This window comes from Paenibacillus canaveralius (assembly GCF_047238265.1).
Lineage (GTDB): Bacteria > Bacillota > Bacilli > Paenibacillales > NBRC-103111 > Paenibacillus_F.
Genome location: NZ_JBDFMM010000001.1, coordinates 4,452,620 through 4,472,546, shown reverse-complemented (window position 1 = coordinate 4,472,546; position 19,927 = coordinate 4,452,620). Strand labels below are relative to the sequence as shown.

The following is a 19,927-nucleotide window of genomic DNA, read 5'->3' as shown; positions in this document are numbered from 1 at the left end:
GCATAAACACCGGAGCGGAACGCTGCATAGGATATAGGAGGGAGAAGAACCGGAAAGGGAGATGGGAATGAAAAAAAAGAAAAATCCGGCGGGAGGCGCGCAGCGTCCGGCCTCCAGTAAATACAACGCGAGCATGAATGAATTGCGCTGGCTCGATGAAGAGCCGAAGAAGAAGGGGCATGCCGATGCGGTCATTTCCAAAGCGGAAGCCGAAGCGGTCCGCAAAGCCGTTCCGTCGGGGGAACCCAAAAGAGGGGCGCCGGAGAAGTCTAAGCCTCAAGGCCTCCTCCGGGCAAAAGCAGAAGGAGCATCCGGGGGAGGAAAGCAGACGGAACCGGATAGGAAAGTCCCGAAGGAATACACGTCAGCCCCCCGCGGAAAAAGCGAGATCAAGTCGGTTGCCGCCGAGCTGATGTCCGAAGAGGATATGTTGGCCGGGGAGGAAATGCCCGAGGATTTCGAAGAAGATTTGCTGCTGCGGGACGAGGAGCGGGAGTTGCGGGTAAGCGAAGAGGACGAAGATGAAACAGCCGGGGATTCCGATGATCCGGAAGATGAAGAAGTACCGGAAGTACCGGAAGCCCAGGCACCTCCGGAGGTGCGGGCAGCGCCGAAAGCTCCGGCGCCCCGGGAAGTGCCGGAAGTTGAAGCGGCTTCGAAAGCTTCGGAAGCTTCGGAGGATGCCGGAGATTCAAAGCGCGAGGCCCGACCGGACACCGTGAAAACCGGCAGAAACGGTTCGCCGCTGCTGCTTTTGTCCGAGCGCAAAGAAGAACGGGGCAGCGAGGGTGTCGTATACACCGACGATATCGTGGAAGCCGCCGTTACGGGCGAGAAAATCGCCAGCCGAGCCATCGACGAGTCGAAAATGAAGCCGAACAGCATCGGCACACGCTCTCTCCAGGATTTTTCGGTTGAGCGCTCGAAACTGGCCGACGGCAGCGTGACCAGCGAGAAGCTTGCTCCCGGTGCGGTGCTCCGCGAACATTTGGCTTACGGCATTGTGAACGGCGATCATATTCAGATCCGCACGATTACCAGCGATAAGATTGCGGACAAAAGCATCACGGTGGAAAAATTGGCCGACGGAACAATTGATGCCGCCAAATTGGCCCCTTATTCGATTCAGTCGCACCACTTGGCCGAAGCCAGTATCACCCCTGAGCTTCTTGAAGATCAGGCCGTGACTTCGGATAAAATCAAAAGCGGCGCCGTCCAGTCCCGCCATCTGGGCAACTATGTCATCAATTCGGCAAAGCTTGCCGAAGATGCGATTACTACCGAGAAGCTCCGGAATGAAGCGGTAACCGGGGAAAAAATAGCGCCGGCCAGCATCTCGGCTTCCCACTTGGCGCCCGGAACGATAACGGGGGACAAAATTTCCGCAAGTGCGGTAAATGCCGCCCACCTGGCGAAAGGGTCGGTAGGGGATCAGCATATCGGAAGCGGAGTGATCGGGAGCGAGCATTTGAAACCGGGTTCCGTGACACGGGAAAAACTGACCCCGGGTGTCGTAAATTCCGCCCAATTGGCGGAAGAATCGGTAGGCTCCCGGGAGCTTGCGAAAAAATCGGTGCGTCCCGAGCACTTGGCGGACGGTTCCGTTCTCTCGGTTCACATCGCGGAGGGAGAAATCCGTTCCGGTCATATCGGCGGAGCTCAGATTACCGAGGAGCTGATCGAGAACGGGGCCGTTAAATCAGGTAAAATCGGCCGGAGAGCCGTCGAAAGCCGGCATATTGACGAAAGTGCCGTTTTGACGACGCACTTGGCGAATCAGGCTGTCACCACGTCGAAGCTTGCGACGGAATCCGTTTCGACGGATAAACTGACGGACTACGCAGTGAGCACGGCCAAACTGAATGACAGCAGTGTGACGGGTAAAAAGCTTGCCCGCGGAGCCGTTGAAAGCGAGCATATCCAGCCGTTCAGCGTTCAATCCGTTCATATCGCGAACAACGCCATTACGGCGGCTAAGATATCCGAACAGGGCGTGAACGGAAGCCACCTGAAGGAAGGCTCGGTCAGCGGTATCCATCTTGCCTCCAGCGCTGTGGAAGGACGCCATCTGGCGGCGGGCGCTGTCAAGCAGCAGCATCTTGCCAAAGGTGCGGTGACGAGCGAGGCGCTGGCGGGCGGAGCCGTGACGAATGAAGCGTTGTCGGACAATGCCGTGACCAGCGAAACGCTGGCGGAAGCCGCCGTAACCAGCAAAGCGCTGGCGAACGGTGCCGTGACGAACAAGGCGCTGGCGAGCGGCGCGGTGACGAGTGATGCGCTTGCCAGCGGGGCTGTGACGAGGGACGTTCTGGCGGCGGGTTCGGTGACGAGCGAGAAGCTGGCGGCAGACTCGGTGACAGGCAGAGTACTGGCGGAAGGCGCCGTGACAAGCAAAGCGCTGGCTGCAGGATCGGTGACAAGCAGGGCACTGGCCGCAGGATCGGTGACGAGCGATGCGCTGACGGCAGGCGCCGTAACGAGCGAGGTGCTCGCGGAAGGTGCCGTGACGAGGGATGCTCTGGCAAGCGGAGCCGTAACAAGAGATGCGCTCGCGAACGGGTCCGTGACGAGCGAAGCACTCGCGGAAGATGCCGTAACGAGCGAAGCGCTGGCGAGCGGTGCCGTGACCAGTAAGGCTCTGGCGGAAGGCGCCGTAACGAGCGGAGCGCTGGGTGAAGGTGCCGTGACGAGTGAAGCGCTGGCGTATGGAGCGGTGACGAGCGAGGCTTTGGCGGAAGGCGCGGTAACGAGTGAAGCGCTGGCGGCGGGCGCCGTGACGAGTGACGAACTGGCGGAAGGCGCAGTTACGAGTGAAACGCTCGCGTACGGCGCGGTAACGAGCGAAGCGCTGGCGGAAGGCGCGGTGACGAGCGAAGCGCTGGCGTACGGAGCGGTAACGAGTGAAGCGCTGGCGTATGGCGCGGTAACGAGTGAGGCTCTGGCGGAAGGCGCCGTAACGAGCAAAGCACTGTCGGCAGGATCGGTGACGAGTGAAACGCTCGCGTACGGAGCGGTAACGAGCGAAGCGCTGGCGGAAGGCGCGGTGACGAGCGAAGCACTGGCAGAAGGCGCGGTGACGAGCGAAGCGCTGGCAGAAGGCGCGGTGACGAGTGAAGCGCTGGCGGCAGGAGCGGTGACGAGTGAGGCGCTGGCGGAAGGCGCGGTGACGAGCGAAGCGCTGGCGGAAGGAGCGGTGACCAGTGAAGCGCTGGCGAACGGAGCGGTAACGAGCGAAGCGCTGGCGAACGGAGCGGTAACGAGCGAAACGCTCGCGTACGGCGCGGTAACTAGTGAAACGCTCGCGTATGGAGCCGTGACGAGCAAGGCGCTGGCGGAAGGCGCGGTGACGAGTGAGGCATTGGCCGAAGGCGCGGTGACGAGCGAAGCACTGGCGGCAGGAGCGGTGACGAGTGAAGCACTGGCGTACGGCGCGGTGACGAGCGAAACGCTGGCGGAAGGAGCCGTGACCAGCGAAGCGCTGGCGGCAGGGGCGGTAACGAGCGAAGCGCTGGCGAGTGGAGCCGTGACGAATGAAACGCTGGCATATGGCGCGGTGACGAGTAAAGCGCTCGGGAGCGGCGCGGTGACGAGTAAAGCGCTGGCGTATGGAGCCGTGACGAGCAAAGCGCTGGCGAGCGGATCGGTGACGAGCGAAGCGCTGGCGAGCGGCGCGGTGACGAGTGAAGCGCTCGCGGAAGGCACGGTGACGAGTGAGGCGCTGGCGGCAGGAGCGGTGACGAGTGAAGCACTGGCGAACGGCGCGGTGACAAGCGAGGCACTTGCGGCAGGCGCGGTGACGGGCGAAGCGCTGGCGAACGGCTCGGTAACGAGCGAAGCGCTGGGAGCAGGTGCGGTGACAAGCGAAGCACTGGCGGCAGGAGCGGTGACAAGCGAAGCGCTGGCGAACGGCGCGGTGACGAGCGAAGCGCTGGGAGCAGGCGTGGTGACAAGTGAAGCGCTGGCGAACGGAGCGGTGGCAAGCGAAGCACTGGCGAGCGGAGCCGTGACGAGCGAGGCATTGGCGAGCGGAGCCGTGACGAGCGAAGCATTGGCGGCGGGCGCGGTGACGAGCGAAGCACTGGCGGCAGGCGCGGTGACGAGCGAGGCACTGGCGAGCGGCTCGGTGACGAGTGAAGCATTGGCGAGCGGCGCGGTGACGAGCGAGGCACTGGCAATCGGTGCGGTGACGAGCGAGGCACTGGCGATCGGTGCGGTGACGAGCGAAGCGCTGGCGAACGGCGCGGTAACGAATGAAGCACTGGCATACGGTGCGGTGACGAGCGAAGCACTGGCGGCAGGCGCCGTGACGAGCGAAGCGCTGGCGAGCGGCGCGGTGACGAGCGAAGCCTTGGCGTATGGCTCGGTAACGAATGAAGCACTGGCGAACGGTGCGGTGACGAGCCAAGCGCTGGCGGAAGGCGCGGTGACGAGCGAGGCACTGGCAAATGGTGCGGTGACGAGCGAAGCACTGGGGGCAGGCTCGGTAACGGGCGAAGCACTGGCGAACGGCGCGGTAACGAACGAGGCGTTGGCGAACGGCGCGGTGACGAGCGAAGCGCTGGCGGAAGGCGCGGTGACGAGTGAGGCACTGGCGTACGGCGCGGTAACGAGCGAAGCGTTGGCGAACGGAGCGGTAACGGGCGAAGCACTGGCCAACGGAGCGGTAACGAGTGAAGCGCTGGCGTATGGCTCGGTGACGAGCGAAGCACTGGCGTACGGCGCGGTAACGAACGAAGCATTGGCGAACGGAGCGGTAACGAGCGAGGCACTTGCGGAAGGCGCGGTGACGAGCGAAGCGCTTGCGGTAAGAGCGGTAACGAGCGAAGCGCTGGCGAGCGGCTCGGTCACGATTGAAGCGCTGGCGTACGGCTCGGTGACGAGTAAGGCGCTGGGAAGCGGTCTCGGTGACGAGCAAAGCACTGGCGTATGGCTCGGTAACGAGTAAGGCGCTGGCGAACGGCGCCGTAACGGGCGAAGCGCTGGCCGAAGGAGCGGTGACGAGCGAAGTGCTAGCGGCAGGCGCAGTAACGAGCGAAGCGCTAGCGGCAGGCGCGGTGACGAGCGAAGCGCTGGCGGCAGGCGCGGTAACGAGCGAAGCGCTAGCAGCAGGCGCGGTGACAGGCGAAGCGCTGTCGGCAGGCGCGGTGACGGGCGAAGCGCTGTCGGCAGGCGCGGTGACGAGCGAAGCGCTGTCGGCAGGCGCGGTGACGAGCGAAGCGCTTGCAGCAGGCGCGGTGACAGGCGAAGCGCTGTCGGCAGGCGCGGTGACGGGCGAAGCGCTGTCGGCAGGCGCGGTGACGAGCGAAGCGCTGGCAGCAGGCGCGGTGACGGGCGAAGCGCTAGCGGCAGGAGCGGTGACGAGCGAAGCGCTGGCGGCAGGCGCGGTGACGGGCGAAGCGCTAGCGGCAGGCGCGGTGACGAGCGAAGCGCTGTCGGTAGGCGCGGTGACGGGCGAAGCGCTAGCGGCAGGCGCGGTGACGAGCGAAGCGCTGTCGGTAGGAGCGGTGACGAGCGAAGCGCTAGCGGCAGGCGCGGTAACGAGCGAAGCACTGGCAGCAGGCGCCGTGACAGGCGAAGCGCTGTCGGCAGGCGCCGTGACGAGCGAAGCGCTGGCAGCAGGCGCAGTAACGAGCGAAGCGCTGGCGAACGGCGCGGTGACGAGCGAAGCGCTGTCGGCAGGCGCGGTGACCGGCGATCATGTCCAGCCGGGGTCTATCACGCGGGCGCACCTTCATCCCGACGCGCTTTCGAACCGGGAGCCTGCCGATTACGGCAATGGCCAGCTCACTCCGAAGAGCATTACGGAAGATCACTTGGCGATGGGATCTGTGTCGAGTCAGCATTTGCAGGCTTCCTCGGTTCTCTCTCTCGTTATCGCGAACAAAGCGGTGACCGGTGAAAAGCTTGCGGACGAGGCGGTTTCTTCCGCAAAGCTGGCGCCATCGGCCGTAGGGAGCGCGCATTTGCAAGCCGATGCCGTAGGCACGGAGCACCTTGTAAACGGTTCTGTCACGGAAGACAAAATCGCTGCGGATTCCGTCGGAACGGTGCACCTCCGGAGCCAATCCGTCGAGAACGGACATTTGGCAGACGGAAGCGTTACGTTCAGCAAAATTTCCGCAGGTGCGGTCCAACCCATCCACCTGGCGGAAGGCTCCGTAACGGAAGAGAAGCTGGCCCCGGAATCGGTGCATGCCGGGCATCTGGCGGCTGAGGCCGTCGATGAGAGCAAGCTGGCCTTCCGGCCGGTGCAGGCTCCTTCGGGCAAGAAGGCCGTGCTTCAGCAGTTCGGTCTGGCGCCCTTCAGCTTCCAGGAGCAGGACGACGTGCTGGAAATCGGGATTTCTTTCGAAGAACCTTTTGCGAATGCCTCTTACGTGCTTGTGGCGACCGGAAGCCACCCGGCCTGCTATGCGGTATGCAAACAGAAAACGGTGAAAACGGCCGTCCTCTCGATTGTCCGGACACAGCCGGGGATCGCGTTCGACGTCGTGCTAAACTGGATTGCGGTCGGCTCCAAGGCTGATACGGCAGACTGAGCTTATAAAAATTATTTTCACTGAAAACCTTCCATTAACGGGAAGGTTTTTTCTTTTTACACCGGGATAAATAACCCCGTACAAAAGCCAATTTTAAGCGGAGTGGTTGGAAGTCCTTATTCGCGGAATGGGGAAAAGCATATGATTTACCATATGACCCTCAGGAATGAACTGGAAAATAAATCGTGAAGTTTGGCAGCGGCTTTCTTGTTTTCCGGAAAGCATGCGGGAAAGGGGTATGCCTGGTGAAAGGAGTTATACTGGCGGGTGGAACGGGAAGCAGACTGCGTCCCCTGACGAACCTGATGAATAAGCATCTTCTGCCTGTCGGGAAATATCCGATGATTCATTATTCCGTCATGAAACTGAAGGAAGCGGGCGTGAAAGAAATTTTGCTGGTCACGGGCAAGCAGTCCGCCGGTTTGTATACGGAATATTTGGGGAGCGGCTCGCAGTGGGGCGTTACCATTACGTACGCGGTCCAGGAGCAGGCCGGCGGGATCGCCGAAGCGCTCGGTCTTGCGGAGCGTTTTGTCGGGCGGGATGAGAAATTCGTGATGCTGCTCGGGGATAATCTTTTTCAGGATTCTCTGGAGCCGTTTCTTCGCGATTTCGAAAGCCAGTCTGAAGGAGCTTTGGTCCTGCTCAAGGAAGTTCCGGATCCGGAACGTTACGGAGTACCTGTTTTGAAAGAAGGACGGATTGTACGTATCGATGAAAAGCCGGCAAGGCCGAAATCCTCTTACAGTGTGACGGGGATTTATTTCTATGATACCGGGGTATTCGATGTTCTGAAATCCTGCCGGCCCTCCAAGCGGGGGGAACTGGAAATAACGGACGTCAACAATGCATACGCCCTTAAAGGGAGGCTCGCTTACCGGATACTGAAAAACTGGTGGGTGGATGCGGGAACTCACGAATCTTTGTATGAGGCGATCCGCCACATGTGGAAGGAGGAGGAAGTGTAATGGCCGTTCTCCTCGTAACCGGCGGTATGGGCTTTATCGGGAGCAATTTTATCCGCTTTTGGCACAGCCGTCATCCGCAGGATTCGCTGATTAATCTGGACCTGCTTACTTATGCCGGCAATCCGTACAATGTGACGGATCTGCAGGATTCGCCCCGTTACCGTTTTATCCGCGGTGATATCGGGAATGCCCCGTTTCTGGAGCGGCTGATGGGCGGGACTTCCATAGACGCTGTCGTACATTTCGCGGCGGAGTCTCACGTGGACCGGAGCATCCGGGAGCCTGCCGCTTTCGTGCGGACGAACGTTCTGGGTACCCAGCAGCTTCTGGAAAGCGCACGCCGTGCGGGCGTTCCGAAGTTCGTCCATGTTTCCACAGACGAAGTATACGGGACTCTCGGAGCTTCCGGCATTTTTACGGAAGAGACTCCTCTTGCGCCCAACAGTCCCTATTCCGCCTCTAAAGCCGGTTCGGATCTGCTGGCCCGGGCTTATTACGAAACTTACGGCTATCCGGTTATCGTGACACGCTGCTCCAACAACTACGGACCGATGCAGTTTCCCGAAAAACTGATTCCGACGCTTATTATCCGGGCCCTGCAGGATTTGCCGCTGCCTCTTTACGGAGACGGGGAGTATGTGCGCGACTGGCTCCATGTCGAGGACCATTGTGCGGCTGTCGCCGCGGTGCTTGAATCCGGCAGGCCGGGTGAAGTTTACAACGTCGGGGGCGGCAGCGAGCGCACGAATCTGGAGGTCGCCCGGAGCGTCCTGAAGGAACTGGGAAAGCCGCACACCCTGATTACTTTCGTTGCGGACCGGCCCGGTCACGACAGAAGATACGCGATCGATGCTTCCAAGCTCACGGCCGAGCTGGGCTGGAAACCCGCTCACACGTTTGAGGAAGGGATCCGCTCCACGGTTGGCTGGTATGTCCGGAACCGCCGCTGGTGGGAACGGATTTTAAGCGGGGAATACAGGGGCCATCCTCTGTTGAAAGGAGGCGGTCTCCTGTGAAAATATTGATCACCGGAGCAGGCGGACAGCTCGGAAACGATCTTGTCCGGGTGTTGTCTCCGCGGCATAAGCTTGCGGCTTTGACCCGGCACGAGCTGGATGTGGGAGACGGAGCTGCAGCCCAGGCCGCCGTATTCCGGGAACAGCCCGAAATTATTATCCATGCGGCGGCCTACACGGACGTGGACGGGGCGGAACGCGAGATCGACCGGGCCTACCGTGTCAATTCGGCAGGTACCTGGCACATGGCGGAGGCGGCGGCGAGCATCGGGGCGAAGTTCGTCTACGTCAGCACGGATTACGTGTTTGACGGCTGCAAAGGCGCCCCTTATATCGAGCGGGATAAACCGAATCCGCTCAGTGTTTACGGAACCTCCAAGCTGCATGGGGAAAAATTCGCGTCGATGCTTTGCGAGCGTCATTTTATCGTCAGGACCTCCTGGCTGTACGGCCGCGGCGGAAACAATTTCGTCTCGAAAATCGTGGAGAAGGCCCGGAGAGGAGCCGAACTGAGCCTCGTCGACGACGTGTACGGGTCGCCGACCTACAGCTACGATCTGGCCGTCTTCATCGGATCGCTCCTTGAAACCGAGGAATACGGGACGTATCACGGCTCGAACGGAGGCGTCTGCACCCGGTACGAATTCGCCCGCGAGATTATCCGGGTCCTCGGGTTGGAAGGCGTGAAGCTGAGGCGCGCCAAGGCCGACATGTTTCCTCTCCCGGCGGCGAGACCGGCACATTCGGCGCTGGCCGATACGGCTGCCGGGGCGATCGGCGTGGCGCCGCTCCGTCCGTGGAAGGAAGCCCTCCGCCAGTTTCTGCTGACGGACCTGCCGGACGGGAGAGAAGCCAGCCATGCGTGAACGGGGTAAACGAGAGCGCCGCCTGCGCCCCGCGAAAACGGCGGAGAAGGCCCGGAGCGAAGGCTATGTCCGGGGCTGGGAACAGGGCCGCCGCTTCGGGGGCAGCCAGGCGGTCCTGAACCGGCTGCCCGTACCGGCCTTTGCCTTCTTCGATAAGCGCGTCATGTTCGTCCTGCAGGGGTTCGAGGCGATCGATGCGGGAATTCAGCAGGGGTTGGCAAGCTTGACGCGGGAGCTTATCGTATGCAAGGCGGAGCATATGCTTCAGACGGCGGCCGCCTCCAGGCCGGATATGATGCTGGTGCTTAACGGACTCCACGTGTTTCCGGAAGATCATCTGGCCCAGGCGGACGGAGTCCGGCAGCTCGGCATCAAGACGGCGATCTGGTTCGCGGATGACCCGTATTTTATGGATCTGACGCCGGCAATTGTGCCTCATTACGACTACGTTTTCACCCATGAGCGCAATGCCGTCGCGTATTACCGATCGCTCGGCTGCGAGCGCGTGTTCCATCTGCCCCTTGCCGCCGCAGGCCACATTTATTTCCCGCAGCCGGCGGAACCGTCCTATCTGAGCGATGTGTGCTTCATCGGCAACGCCTTTCCGAACCGGATTGATTTTATCGACAGACTGGCTCCCGTGCTGGCCGGCCGCAAAGTGGTGCTGATCGGCGCGCTCTGGGACCGGCTGAAGCATTACAAGCAGCTGCGCGCGGACATTCATCTGGGGTGGAAGCCGATGGACGAGGCGGCAAAGTTTTATAACGGGGCCAGAATCGTATTAAATCTGCACCGGGCACCGCTTGATCCCGTGTACAGCAAGAATGCGATCGGCCTGCCGGCGGGCTCGATCAATCCGCGCACCTATGAAATCGCGGCCTGCGGAGCGTTTCAATTAACGGATTTGCGGGGAGATCTCGTGGAATTTTATACCCCCGGAACGGAAATAGAGACGTTCCAGTCTCCGGAAGACTGCGCAGGCAAGCTGCTCTATTATCTTCAGAATGAGGATGAAAGAAGAAAGATAGCCGTCCGGGGAATGATGCGAACGCGGGTAAGCCACAGCTTCGAAGCGAGGCTTAGCCAGCTGCTTCAAATCGTTTTCGGCTAGACGGAATTTGCAGAAGGAGGTGGGGCAGATGGCTGCTCTGTCCAAAACGAGCCGGTCTCTTGCCGTAAAACAAGCGGAAGGCTGGCAGAACGGGTACGCCCTGGGCGCCGAAGCCGGTTACAGGCTGGGCCGGTGCGAGTCGATCATGAACCGGATTTCTCTTGCGTCTACGGCTTTTTGGGATAAAAAAGTGCTCTATGTAACGTCCGGCAAGGGGCTTCCTTATTCCCCGCTGGATACGGGGATTATCGACACCATCCGGCCGATGGTGCGGGAACTCGTCTTTGCCCAGCCTACTCCCGACCTGGCGCTGACGGCAGCCCGGGAAATGCCGGATTTTGTTCTGGTGCTCGATGCGATGATGCTCCCGATGGATCAGTTGGAGCTTATCCGCAATTGGGGAATCAAGACCGCCGTCTGGCTGCTGGACGATCCGTATTATACCGATGTGACGCTGAATCTGGCGCTGTCTTTCGACTACGTGTTCACGATGGAGCTGAACTGTGTCAGCTTCTACAGCGAGAGCGGATGTCCGAACGTTCACTACCTGCCCCTCGCCGTGAATCCTTCCGTCTACCGCCCCAGAGCCGTTGCCGCAGGGAACAACAGGGGGGCCTGCTTCGTCGGCTCGGGATACTGGAACCGGATCCAGATTTTCGACTCCTTGACGCCGACGCTGCTCAGGCACGACGTTCATTTTACGGGCTTGTGGTGGGACCGGCTCGCCGCTTATTCCAAACTGTCCGGGAGAATCAATCTTAACAAGTGGATGGGGCCCGAAGAAACGGCCGATTATTATAACGGCTCGAAAATCGTTATCAATCTGCACCGAGCCTACGATGATGAACAGTTCAATAACAACAGCCGCGGAATCCAAGCCGTTTCTCCCAATCCCCGCACATTCGAGATTGCGGCCTGCGGCGTGCTTCAACTGACGGATATCCGGAACGACTTGTCCCGTTTCTACGAGCCCGGTACGGAGATCGTGACCTACGGATCGGCGGAGGAACTTCGCGACAAGCTTGAATATTACATGACTCACCAGGAAGAAGGCAGGGAAATCGGGCTGCGCGGACTGGGCAGAACGATGCGGGAGCATACGTTTACGAACCGGCTGACGGACTTGTTCCGGGTCGTATTCGGGTGAATCATTCGTAAAACCCGGTAATGGGCGCAAGCGGAAAGCGGCGGGGGCTGCACCGGCATATAGTAAAGGAAGCGCGTAGGCGCGGCTGCCGCCTGCCCATACCGCTAGCGGGGAAGGGACGAGAGCAACTATGAACAAGAAGACAGGAGCCGGACCGGCACCGGTAAAAAAAGCGCGGACGGCCGGAGCGGCCGCCGCAAAATCTTTAAAGAAACGGCGGACTCCGGCCGCCGCGGCCGCATCGGAAGCTCCCGTAAAACGGAAGTCCGGGCCGAAGAAAGCGTCGGGGACCGGCGCAGCGAAAAGCGGGAAAGCGGGAGCGGTTTCCCGAAAACGCACCGGCGGGAAGAAAGGCGCCCGCGGGAAAAATCTGCGTAAAAAAGGGCCTGTTTCCGAAGCCGTGAGACGCAGAACCGCGGCCGATGCCGCCTATAATCAGGCTTTTAACGAAGGATACGATTTCGGCTTCCAGGCCGGCTTATCTCATGGCGTCGCGGACGGGGAACAGATTCTGGGAGCTGCGGCACCGGCGGGATAGCGTTCGGGTGCGGATACCCGTCAGGGACTTCCTAAGGGAAGTCCTTTTTTTTGCGGCCGGAAATGGCCAAACCGCCGCGTTGCCCCGCATGTGCGGGATGTCCGCCGTGGCAATCCGGCATGAGGAGGGGCGGGTACTCGTGAAAACGGCCGGTCTTTTTCCAAATTGTACGAATGTTAGGGGTTCAACTGTCGTGCCGTGTAGAATGTCCCGCTAATATATTGTACTACCCACACAGATAAGGAGGTGAACACCATATCTGATCCGCAGGTATGTATCCGATGAATGCACGAAGGATCATGCTGTTCTCGCATTTGTGCTCCAGGCAGCATATAACCGGTGCCGAGAAATTGCTGCTTTTCATGGCCCGGGAACTGAAAGAACGGCATGACTGCATCCTGGTCGTACCGGGCGAAGGTGTTCTTTCCCGGGAGGCGCGGGCGGCCGGCGTCTATACCCTGGTTGTACCGTTCCCTCTCGTGTGGGAGGTGTACACCCCGGATGCCGGTCTCGCGGGACAATTGGATGGGCTGCCGGCCCGGGAGCCGGGAGCTTTGGTGGAATTGCTGCGCGTGCTCGGTCAATACCGGCCTGATCTGGTCATCTCCAATACATGCGTCAACGTGCTGCCGCCCATGGCGGCCAAGGCTCTCGGAATCCCGGTGCTCTGGATGATTACGGAAAAAATGACGGATACGGCTTTCACGCCCGTTTCGGCGGATTTTATTCACCGGCATGCGGATTTGGTGGCGGGCATCTCGGAAGCGACTTTGGCCCCTTTCGGCGCCAGGGAAGCCGGCTCGCAGATTGTAATTTATCCGTCCTGGCATGCGGAGGAGGCGAAGAATGGCGGCTGGAGCCCGCTGCGTGAGCAGCGCAGGGCAGAATTCGGCATCGGAGACGGTGAAGTGCTGGCGGGCTATATCGCTTCGGACATTTATCCGCTCAAGGGATTGGATCATTTTATCGGCGCCGCTCTGGAGCTTTGTCCCGCCTACCCCCATGTTCATTATCTGATTGCGGGAAAACCGACGGACCCCGTTTTTTACCGGCAGTGCCGGGATCTGACGGCGCGGTCGGGTTACGAAGGAAGATTTCATTGGGCCGCGTTCGAAAAAGAGGTGGCCTCGCTCTACACGGCCATGGATTTCGTCGTCGTTCCGAGCTTGACCGAAGAAGGCTTCGGCATGACCGCTTTGGAAGGCATGATGTTCGGTAAGCCGGTGATCGCTTTCGAATCCGGCGGACTGCGGGAAATTCTCGCGTATACCGGGAATGCCCGTTTTCTTGTGCCGAAAGGAGATACCCGGAACCTGGCGGCCCGGATGAGAGAGCTGATTGAGGACCCGCTGCTGCGGATGCAGACCGGAAATGCCAACCTCTCCGCAGTACGGAATGCCTTCGGGATCGAAGCTTACCGGTCCAGACAGGAGCAGCTTCTGGCGAGGCTGGAAAACAGGCTGGCGGCCCGGCAGAACAATCCGGTGCTGCAGGCGCCGCCCGTCCTCGGAAGTGTACCGGGTCCCCTGGTCATCGCCAGAGGGGGGCAGCCGGGCCTCTACCTGCTGCGGGACGGCGTCCGCTACCCGGTCACCGAAGCGCAGCGGCAGCGGCTCGGAGCGGGCGTGGTGCAGCTTCCGGAGGCGCTGCTGGCTTCCCGGCCACTCGGCACGGGCCTGAGCTTCCCGGACGAAGCCGCTCCGCCGCCCTGGACCGGCGCCAGGCCGGCCCGCCGCAAAGGCGCGCGCACGGCGCGGAAAGGACGCCCCGGCGCCAAGCCGGCCCGCCGCAAAGGCGCGCGCACGGCGCGGAAAGGACGCTCCGGCGCCAAGCCGGCCCGCCGCAAAGGCGCGCGCACGGCGCGGAAAGGACGCTCCGGCGCCAGGCCGGCCCGCCGCAAAGGCGCGCGCACGGCGCGGAAAGGGCGCTCCGGCGCCAAGCCGGCCCGCCGCAAAGGCGCGCGCACGGCGCGGAAGGGGCGCTCCGGCGCCAAGCCGGCCTGACATTCCGTTCGGCGGCCGGTCTGGGGAGCAAGTAGAGAAGCCTATCACGGAAGGAAGGTGGGACCGTTGAAAATCGTGACGTTGCTCGGCACGCGTCCGGAAATTATCCGGCTGAGCCTGATCATGCGCAAGCTTGACGAATTGGCGGAGAAACATGTCGTGGTGCACACGGGCCAGAATTTTACGTATACGCTCAGCGACGTGTTCTTCCGGGAACTCGGATTGCGGCAGCCTGATCATGTGCTCCAGGACCGGCAGCAGTCTCTCGGTGCGCAGCTTGCGACGATGTTCGGCGAGCTGGAGACGATCCTGAACACGGAGCGGCCCGACCGCGTCCTGCTGCTGGGCGATACGAACAGCGCACTGGGCGCCGTACTGGCCGAGAGAATGGGGATTCCCGTCATTCATATGGAGGCGGGCAACCGCTGTTACGATCTGACCGTGCCCGAGGAGAAAAACCGCCGCATTATCGATGCGGTGTCCACGATAAACATGCCGTACACGAAACAGAGCAAGGAGCATTTAGTCAAGGAAGGTGTGCCGAGCCAGCGCATCGTCCGCACCGGCAATCCGATCTACGAGGTGCTGAAGCATTACAGCGGCCGGATCGAAGAAAGCGACGTGCTGGAGCGTCTGAACCTGACGCCGGGAGAGTATTTTGCAGCAACTATCCACCGGGCGGAAAATGTGGATCACCCCGTTCATCTCCGCGAAATCATGAACGGTCTGAGCGGGGTGGCGGAACGCTTCGGCAAACGCATCCTGTGCAGCCTGCATCCCCGCACCAAGTCCCGCTTGGAGGCGGAAGACAGCCTGAGTGTTCATCCGCTGGTGGAGTTTCACGAGCCTTTCGGGTTTTTCGATTTCGTGAAATTGGAAAAGAATGCGGACTGTGTCCTGACGGACAGCGGAACGGTTCAGGAAGAGTGCTGCATATTCCGTGTGCCGACCGTCACCGTACGCCGGACGACAGAACGGCCGGAGACGATTGACTGCGGCAGCAATGTGGTGTCGGGACTGGACGCGAAACGGATCGTATCCGCCGCGGACCTGATGACGCGGATGCCCCGGGACTGGGAATGCCCGGAAGGCTATCTGGATACGGACGTATCGGCAAAAGTCGTGAAATTTGTACTGGGAGGGAACCTTCATGTTTCGTAATACGAGGATATTGGTTACCGGAGGAACGGGTTCTTGGGGGTATGAATTGATCCGGCAGCTTCTTCCGCAGGACCCCAAGGAAATCATTGTGTTTTCCCGGAATGAATCGACTCAGGTGGCGATGCAGCGCTCTTTTGAAGACAGCCGTCTCAGCTTCTGCATCGGGGATATCCGTGACAGGGAAGCTTTGATCCGCGCGACGGAGGAGGTGGATTACGTGTTCCATCTGGCTGCCCTCAAGCACGTTCCGGTATGCGAGGAGCAGCCCTACGAAGCGCTTAAAACCAACGTCGTCGGCACCCAGTACGTCATCGAAGCGGCCATCGAGAACAAGGTCAGGAAAGTGATTTACATCTCCACGGACAAAGCGGCGAACCCCTCTAACTTCTACGGCATGACCAAAGCGATCGGAGAGAAGCTGATCGTGCACGCGAACCTTTTGCGGACCGATACGAAGTTTGTTTGCGTCCGGGGCGGCAACGTACTGGGAACCAACGGCAGCGTCATCCACTTGTTCCACAAGCAGATCCACGAGAAAAATCAGATTTCGATTACGGATAAGGCCATGACCCGGTTCTTCCTGACACTCGAAGAGGCGATTTCCTTGCTTTTCAAAGCTTCGGAGGAAAGTGTGGGCGGCGAAATCTTCGTCATGACGATGCCGACCTGCAAAATTCTCGATTTGGCCGACGTGCTCATCGAGGCTTCCGGCAAGACGGAAGTGGGGATAGTGGAGACCGGAACGAGACCCGGCGAGAAGATCCACGAGATTTTGCTTACGGAGTTTGAAAGCCAGACGACGGTTCTTTACGACGAGGAGTATCTGGTTATTCTGCCGACGCTCGAAATTCCCGGTCTCAAGGATCATTACGCTCCCTATCCGAAGGCGGAAATCAGCAGCTTTTCTTCCAAAGATAATTTGATGGAAAAAGAGGCGATCCGTGCTCTGCTCGTTAAAGGAGGTTTTCTTGCATGAAGCTGCTCGTCACCGGCGGGCAGGGGATGGCGGGACATGTGATGGTCCGGTATCTGCGCCGTCTGCCCGGATTTCAGGTCGCTTACACGACAAGGGACGGAAGCGACCGGGAAGGGCTGCTGGCCGATGCCAGAGATACGGCCCGGATCCGGGGCATTATCGGCACGTTCCGTCCCGACGCCGTCATTAACTGTATCGGTGTGCTGAACCAGTTTGCCGAAGCGGACCCCGTTAACGCCTATCGCGTCAACGGGATTTTCCCGCACGATCTGGCGGAAGCGGCCCAGGAGACTGGGGGCAGGCTTATTCATATCAGTACGGATTGTGTCTTCTCGGGCCGCCGCGGAGATCATACGGAGGACGATGTGCCGGACGGCACAAGCGTATACGGGCGGTCCAAGGCGCTCGGGGAAGTGAGGGAAGCGCCCCACCTGACGGTCCGCACGTCGATCATCGGCCCCGAAATCCGGGAATCGGGAATCGGGCTGCTGCACTGGTTTCTGAGCCAGGAAGGAGAAGTGGGCGGCTATACGAGAGCTTACTGGAACGGCGTCACTACGCTGGAGCTTGCCAAATTTGTGGAGCATGCGCTGCAGCGTCCGGAACTGACGGGTCTCGTACATTTGACGGCCCCCGTTAAGGTGAGCAAATACGAGCTGCTGAATTTGTTCCGCAAGCAGTTCGGGCGCACGGATATCGAGGTGCGGAAAAACGCTTCGGTCCGGTTGAACCGGACGCTCAAAAATACGCGCGATGATCTGAACTACGCTATTCCGGGGTATGAAACGATGCTGAAGGAACTGGATGAATGGATGTGTGCGCAATGTCTCGAATCCTGATCACCGGAGCGGCGGGGTTTACGGGCCGCGCCGCTTGGGATTATTTTGCCGCCAAAGGCTATGAAGTCGCCGCTGTCGTCCGCGGCGCGGGCTCGCGGCAAGGGAAGCCGGTGCGCGCGGAAGTCCCGGACGGCAAACCGGACGGAGGTGCTGAGCCCGTACCGGAGCGTACGGAGGCGCATGGCGAACCGCACGCGGCCGGCGGGCCCGGAAAGGCGCATGCGGATCATCCGCCGGATGCGTTCCGTGCGCCTCAAGCACAGTATTCCGCCGGACGGCCCGGCTCCATGCCTGCGGGTACGCTCCATGCCTGCGATTTGACCCGGCAGGAGGACGTGTTGGCGCTGGTAGCCGAAGTGGAGCCGGACTGGGTGCTCCACCTGGCCGGGCGCAATTCCGTCGCCGAATCGTGGGAGGCCCCGGCGGCTTTCCTGCAGGCGAATCTGATGGCTTCCGTGTATCTGCTGGAAGCGCTGCGTACGCGGCCCGGCACGCGGATTCTCATCGCGGGCTCCATGCTCGGCGCGGCCGAACCTGGCGAGCCGCTCCCGCATCCGTACGGCTTCAGCAAAATGCTCCTGCTGTACGCCGCCCGGTCCTGGCACCGGTGGTTCTCGCAGCAGATTATGGTGGCGCTGCCGTCCAATCTGGTCGGCCCCGGTCCTTCCGGCGGCATTTGCGGGCTGCTCGCCCGCAAAATCGCGGCGCTGGAGAAGGGCGGACCGCCGGATGCGTTCCGGCTGTCGTCCCTCGGCGAGGAGCGCGACTATCTCGACGTGCGGGACGCGGTTTCGGCCTACGAAACGATTCTCGGCCGGGGGGAACCCGGAGCGGTCTACCGCATCGGATCGGAGCGGCTGCGCCCCCTCGGCGAGATCGTTTCGGTCTTCCGCTCGCTGACTCCTGCGGCGCTGCCTCTGGAGGTCGAGAACAAGCCGCGTCCGGAGCCCGTCAGACCGGTGGATGTCTCGGCACTCAAGGCGCTCGGCTGGTCGGCGCGGATTCCTTTCGAAACGTCCCTGGCGGATGCACTGGATTATTACAGGCGGAACTGACGGCCGCCCCACCTTTGAAGGAAAAGAGGTGAATGCATGCTGCCGAAAGTAACGGTCGTGATTCCCTTCTACAACTGTCCGTACGTGGATCAGGCGGTTTCCAGCGTGCTGAACCAGACTTATACGAACATCGAGCTGATTGTAGTGGATGACGGCTCCACGCAGCACAAAGATAAGCTGGAACCCTATATGGACCGGCTGATTTATATCGGGAAAGAGAACGGGGGGGCCGCGTCCGCTCTGAATATGGGGTTTGCACTCGCCACTGGGGACTATGTGGCCTGGCTCAGCTCCGACGATCTTTTTTATCCGGATAAAATCGGGCGTCAGGTGCAGTTCATGCTGGAACGGAACTCGATTTTCAGCCATACGGCCTTCGACCAGATCAACGAGGCGGGAGCCGTCACGCAGGCGAATGTGGCTTCCAGATACCGGTATCCTCATGAATTTACGCACGCCTTCCTGTCAATCTGTCCTGTCAACGGCTGCACGGTCATGATGCGCCGGGATCTGTTCGGAGCGGTCGGATTTTTTGACGAGACGCTCCGGTATACCCAGGATTACGAGTTCTGGATCCGCGTGCTGCTGGCCGGTTTTCCGCTGGATTTCCTGGATGTCCCGCTGACCTTGTACCGCCTTCACGGCGGCATGGGGACCATGCTCTACCAGCCCGCTATCTGGGAGGAAGTGCTGAGCGTCCGCGGGCGTTACCGGCCGTACTTGCTGCAGCATTCGCGAAGCCAGAGGCGGCTTGTGCCCGGAGGAAGGCGTCCGGCGGTCCGGCACCGCAAACGACCGGGCGGGCGGTCCCGCAAACACCCGGCTAAGGCGGTCAAAGCCCGCGGGAAGAAGGCCGGCAAAGGGGTTAAAAAACGCAGATAATTGGGCGGGCGTCTGCGGGAAGGAGGTGGGGAATGCCGCCCCGGGTGAGCATCATAATCCCTTTTTACAATTGCGCTTATGTGGATCAGGCGATCGTCAGCGCGTTAAGCCAGACATACTCCGAACGGGAAATCATCGTGGTCGACGACGGCTCGACCCTGCATCAGGACAAAATAACGCCGTACTTGCCGTGGATTCATTATTTGGGAAAAGCGAACGGTGGAACAGCCTCGGCGCTCAACCACGGAATCCGCCATGCTTCGGGCGATTATATCGCGTGGCTCAGTTCGGACGACCGTTTTCATCCGCATAAACTGGCGGCCCAGCTTTACGGGCTGGCCGAGGCGAAAGCGGAAATCAGCTTCACGAACTACGAGGTTGTCGATGAGGGCGGACACGTCCGGTACGCGCCGAATTTTCCCACTGATCCGGGGAATACGCACTATTTCAATACGTCCACGAAGCTGTACACCTACATGCTCCAGTACAATCCGATTAACGGCTGCACCGTCCTGATGCACAAGAGTTTGTTCAGGCGCTACGGTTATTTTGACGAGACGTGCAGATATACGCAGGACCTGGAAATGTGGCTGCGCCTTGCCGTAGCCGGTGTCCGGATCGAGTTCCTGAACGAGAAACTGACCCAGTACCGGTTCCACGGGGGAATGGGCAACCGGAATCACCAGCCGGCCATCCAGCGTGAAGTGGCGAGGCTGCGTGCCCGGTACAACCCGCTGCTTACCGCCCGCATCGCTGCCATGGAGGCCGGGAGATAGAATCTCCGGCGCGAGCGGCCGAATCTATCGGCGATTCAGCCCAGGTTCTG

General features: G+C 60.7%; 15 protein-coding genes. All 15 read left to right on the top strand.

What is annotated here, in order from left to right; all coding sequences use genetic code 11:
• Positions 1-67 precede the first annotated feature (67 nt).
• Entirely contained in the window at positions 68-4,945 is a 4,878-nt protein-coding gene (locus ABC395_RS20160) for a beta strand repeat-containing protein (RefSeq protein ID WP_413005683.1), read from the top strand.
• Positions 4,905-6,539 (top strand): WIAG-tail domain, encoded by a 1,635-nt coding sequence (locus ABC395_RS20155; protein ID WP_413005682.1) that lies wholly within the window; start codon positions 4,905-4,907, stop codon positions 6,537-6,539. The genes ABC395_RS20160 and ABC395_RS20155 overlap by 41 nt, the downstream gene beginning before the upstream one ends.
• A 245-nt stretch (positions 6,540-6,784) precedes the next feature.
• Positions 6,785-7,507, top strand: coding sequence for a sugar phosphate nucleotidyltransferase (locus tag ABC395_RS20150; protein WP_413005681.1), 723 nt, complete (start codon positions 6,785-6,787; stop codon positions 7,505-7,507).
• Complete coding sequence (gene rfbB, locus ABC395_RS20145; protein WP_413005680.1) at positions 7,507-8,523, top strand: dTDP-glucose 4,6-dehydratase; 1,017 nt, start codon at positions 7,507-7,509, stop codon at positions 8,521-8,523. Before ABC395_RS20150 ends, rfbB begins: the two co-directional genes overlap by 1 nt.
• A complete protein-coding gene (rfbD, locus tag ABC395_RS20140; RefSeq protein WP_413005679.1) occupies positions 8,520-9,389 on the top strand; it encodes a dTDP-4-dehydrorhamnose reductase in 870 nt (289 codons plus the stop codon). Before rfbB ends, rfbD begins: the two co-directional genes overlap by 4 nt.
• Positions 9,382-10,500, top strand: a complete 1,119-nt coding sequence (locus ABC395_RS20135; RefSeq protein WP_413005678.1) for a CgeB family protein — start codon at positions 9,382-9,384, stop codon at positions 10,498-10,500. The genes rfbD and ABC395_RS20135 overlap by 8 nt, the downstream gene beginning before the upstream one ends.
• A 28-nt stretch (positions 10,501-10,528) precedes the next feature.
• Positions 10,529-11,647, top strand: coding sequence for a CgeB family protein (locus ABC395_RS20130; protein ID WP_413005677.1), 1,119 nt, complete (start codon positions 10,529-10,531; stop codon positions 11,645-11,647).
• A gap of 130 nt (positions 11,648-11,777) precedes the next feature.
• Entirely contained in the window at positions 11,778-12,185 is a 408-nt protein-coding gene (locus tag ABC395_RS20125) for a hypothetical protein (RefSeq protein ID WP_413005676.1), read from the top strand.
• A gap of 272 nt (positions 12,186-12,457) precedes the next feature.
• Positions 12,458-14,188, top strand: coding sequence for a glycosyltransferase (locus ABC395_RS20120; RefSeq protein WP_413005675.1), 1,731 nt, complete (start codon positions 12,458-12,460; stop codon positions 14,186-14,188).
• Between the two features lie 66 nt (positions 14,189-14,254).
• Positions 14,255-15,349, top strand: a complete 1,095-nt coding sequence (gene wecB, locus ABC395_RS20115) for a non-hydrolyzing UDP-N-acetylglucosamine 2-epimerase (RefSeq protein ID WP_413005674.1) — start codon at positions 14,255-14,257, stop codon at positions 15,347-15,349.
• Entirely contained in the window at positions 15,339-16,325 is a 987-nt protein-coding gene (locus ABC395_RS20110; RefSeq protein WP_413005673.1) for a polysaccharide biosynthesis protein, read from the top strand. The genes wecB and ABC395_RS20110 overlap by 11 nt, the downstream gene beginning before the upstream one ends.
• The gene (locus ABC395_RS20105; RefSeq protein ID WP_413005672.1) at positions 16,322-17,164 is read left to right on the top strand and encodes a dTDP-4-dehydrorhamnose reductase family protein; all 843 of its coding nucleotides are present in this window, start codon (positions 16,322-16,324) and stop codon (positions 17,162-17,164) included. Before ABC395_RS20110 ends, ABC395_RS20105 begins: the two co-directional genes overlap by 4 nt.
• Positions 17,149-18,219 carry an NAD-dependent epimerase/dehydratase family protein gene (locus ABC395_RS20100; protein ID WP_413005671.1) on the top strand — a complete coding sequence of 357 codons (1,071 nt, stop codon included), beginning with the start codon at positions 17,149-17,151 and terminating at the stop codon, positions 18,217-18,219. Before ABC395_RS20105 ends, ABC395_RS20100 begins: the two co-directional genes overlap by 16 nt.
• Before the next feature lie 36 nt (positions 18,220-18,255).
• On the top strand, positions 18,256-19,101 hold the full coding sequence (locus ABC395_RS20095) for a glycosyltransferase (RefSeq protein ID WP_413005670.1): 846 nt from the start codon (positions 18,256-18,258) through the stop codon (positions 19,099-19,101).
• 32 nt (positions 19,102-19,133) lie between these two features.
• Positions 19,134-19,877 (top strand): glycosyltransferase, encoded by a 744-nt coding sequence (locus ABC395_RS20090; RefSeq protein ID WP_413005669.1) that lies wholly within the window; start codon positions 19,134-19,136, stop codon positions 19,875-19,877.
• Positions 19,878-19,927 lie beyond the last annotated feature (50 nt).

Excerpts from the sequence above, each read along its gene's own strand:
- ABC395_RS20095 (WP_413005670.1), top strand. The coding sequence starts at position 18,256 with ATGCTGCCGAAAGTAACGGTCGTGATTCCCTTCTACAACTGTCCGTAC.
- ABC395_RS20090 (WP_413005669.1), top strand. The coding sequence starts at position 19,134 with ATGCCGCCCCGGGTGAGCATCATAATCCCTTTTTACAATTGCGCTTAT.
- ABC395_RS20105 (WP_413005672.1), top strand. The coding sequence starts at position 16,322 with ATGAAGCTGCTCGTCACCGGCGGGCAGGGGATGGCGGGACATGTGATG.
- ABC395_RS20160 (WP_413005683.1), top strand. The coding sequence starts at position 68 with ATGAAAAAAAAGAAAAATCCGGCGGGAGGCGCGCAGCGTCCGGCCTCC.
- ABC395_RS20125 (WP_413005676.1), top strand. The coding sequence starts at position 11,778 with ATGAACAAGAAGACAGGAGCCGGACCGGCACCGGTAAAAAAAGCGCGG.
- ABC395_RS20100 (WP_413005671.1), top strand. The coding sequence starts at position 17,149 with ATGTCTCGAATCCTGATCACCGGAGCGGCGGGGTTTACGGGCCGCGCC.
- ABC395_RS20135 (WP_413005678.1), top strand. The coding sequence starts at position 9,382 with ATGCGTGAACGGGGTAAACGAGAGCGCCGCCTGCGCCCCGCGAAAACG.
- ABC395_RS20130 (WP_413005677.1), top strand. The coding sequence starts at position 10,529 with ATGGCTGCTCTGTCCAAAACGAGCCGGTCTCTTGCCGTAAAACAAGCG.
- ABC395_RS20120 (WP_413005675.1), top strand. The coding sequence starts at position 12,458 with ATGTATCCGATGAATGCACGAAGGATCATGCTGTTCTCGCATTTGTGC.
- ABC395_RS20110 (WP_413005673.1), top strand. The coding sequence starts at position 15,339 with ATGTTTCGTAATACGAGGATATTGGTTACCGGAGGAACGGGTTCTTGG.
- rfbB (WP_413005680.1), top strand. The coding sequence starts at position 7,507 with ATGGCCGTTCTCCTCGTAACCGGCGGTATGGGCTTTATCGGGAGCAAT.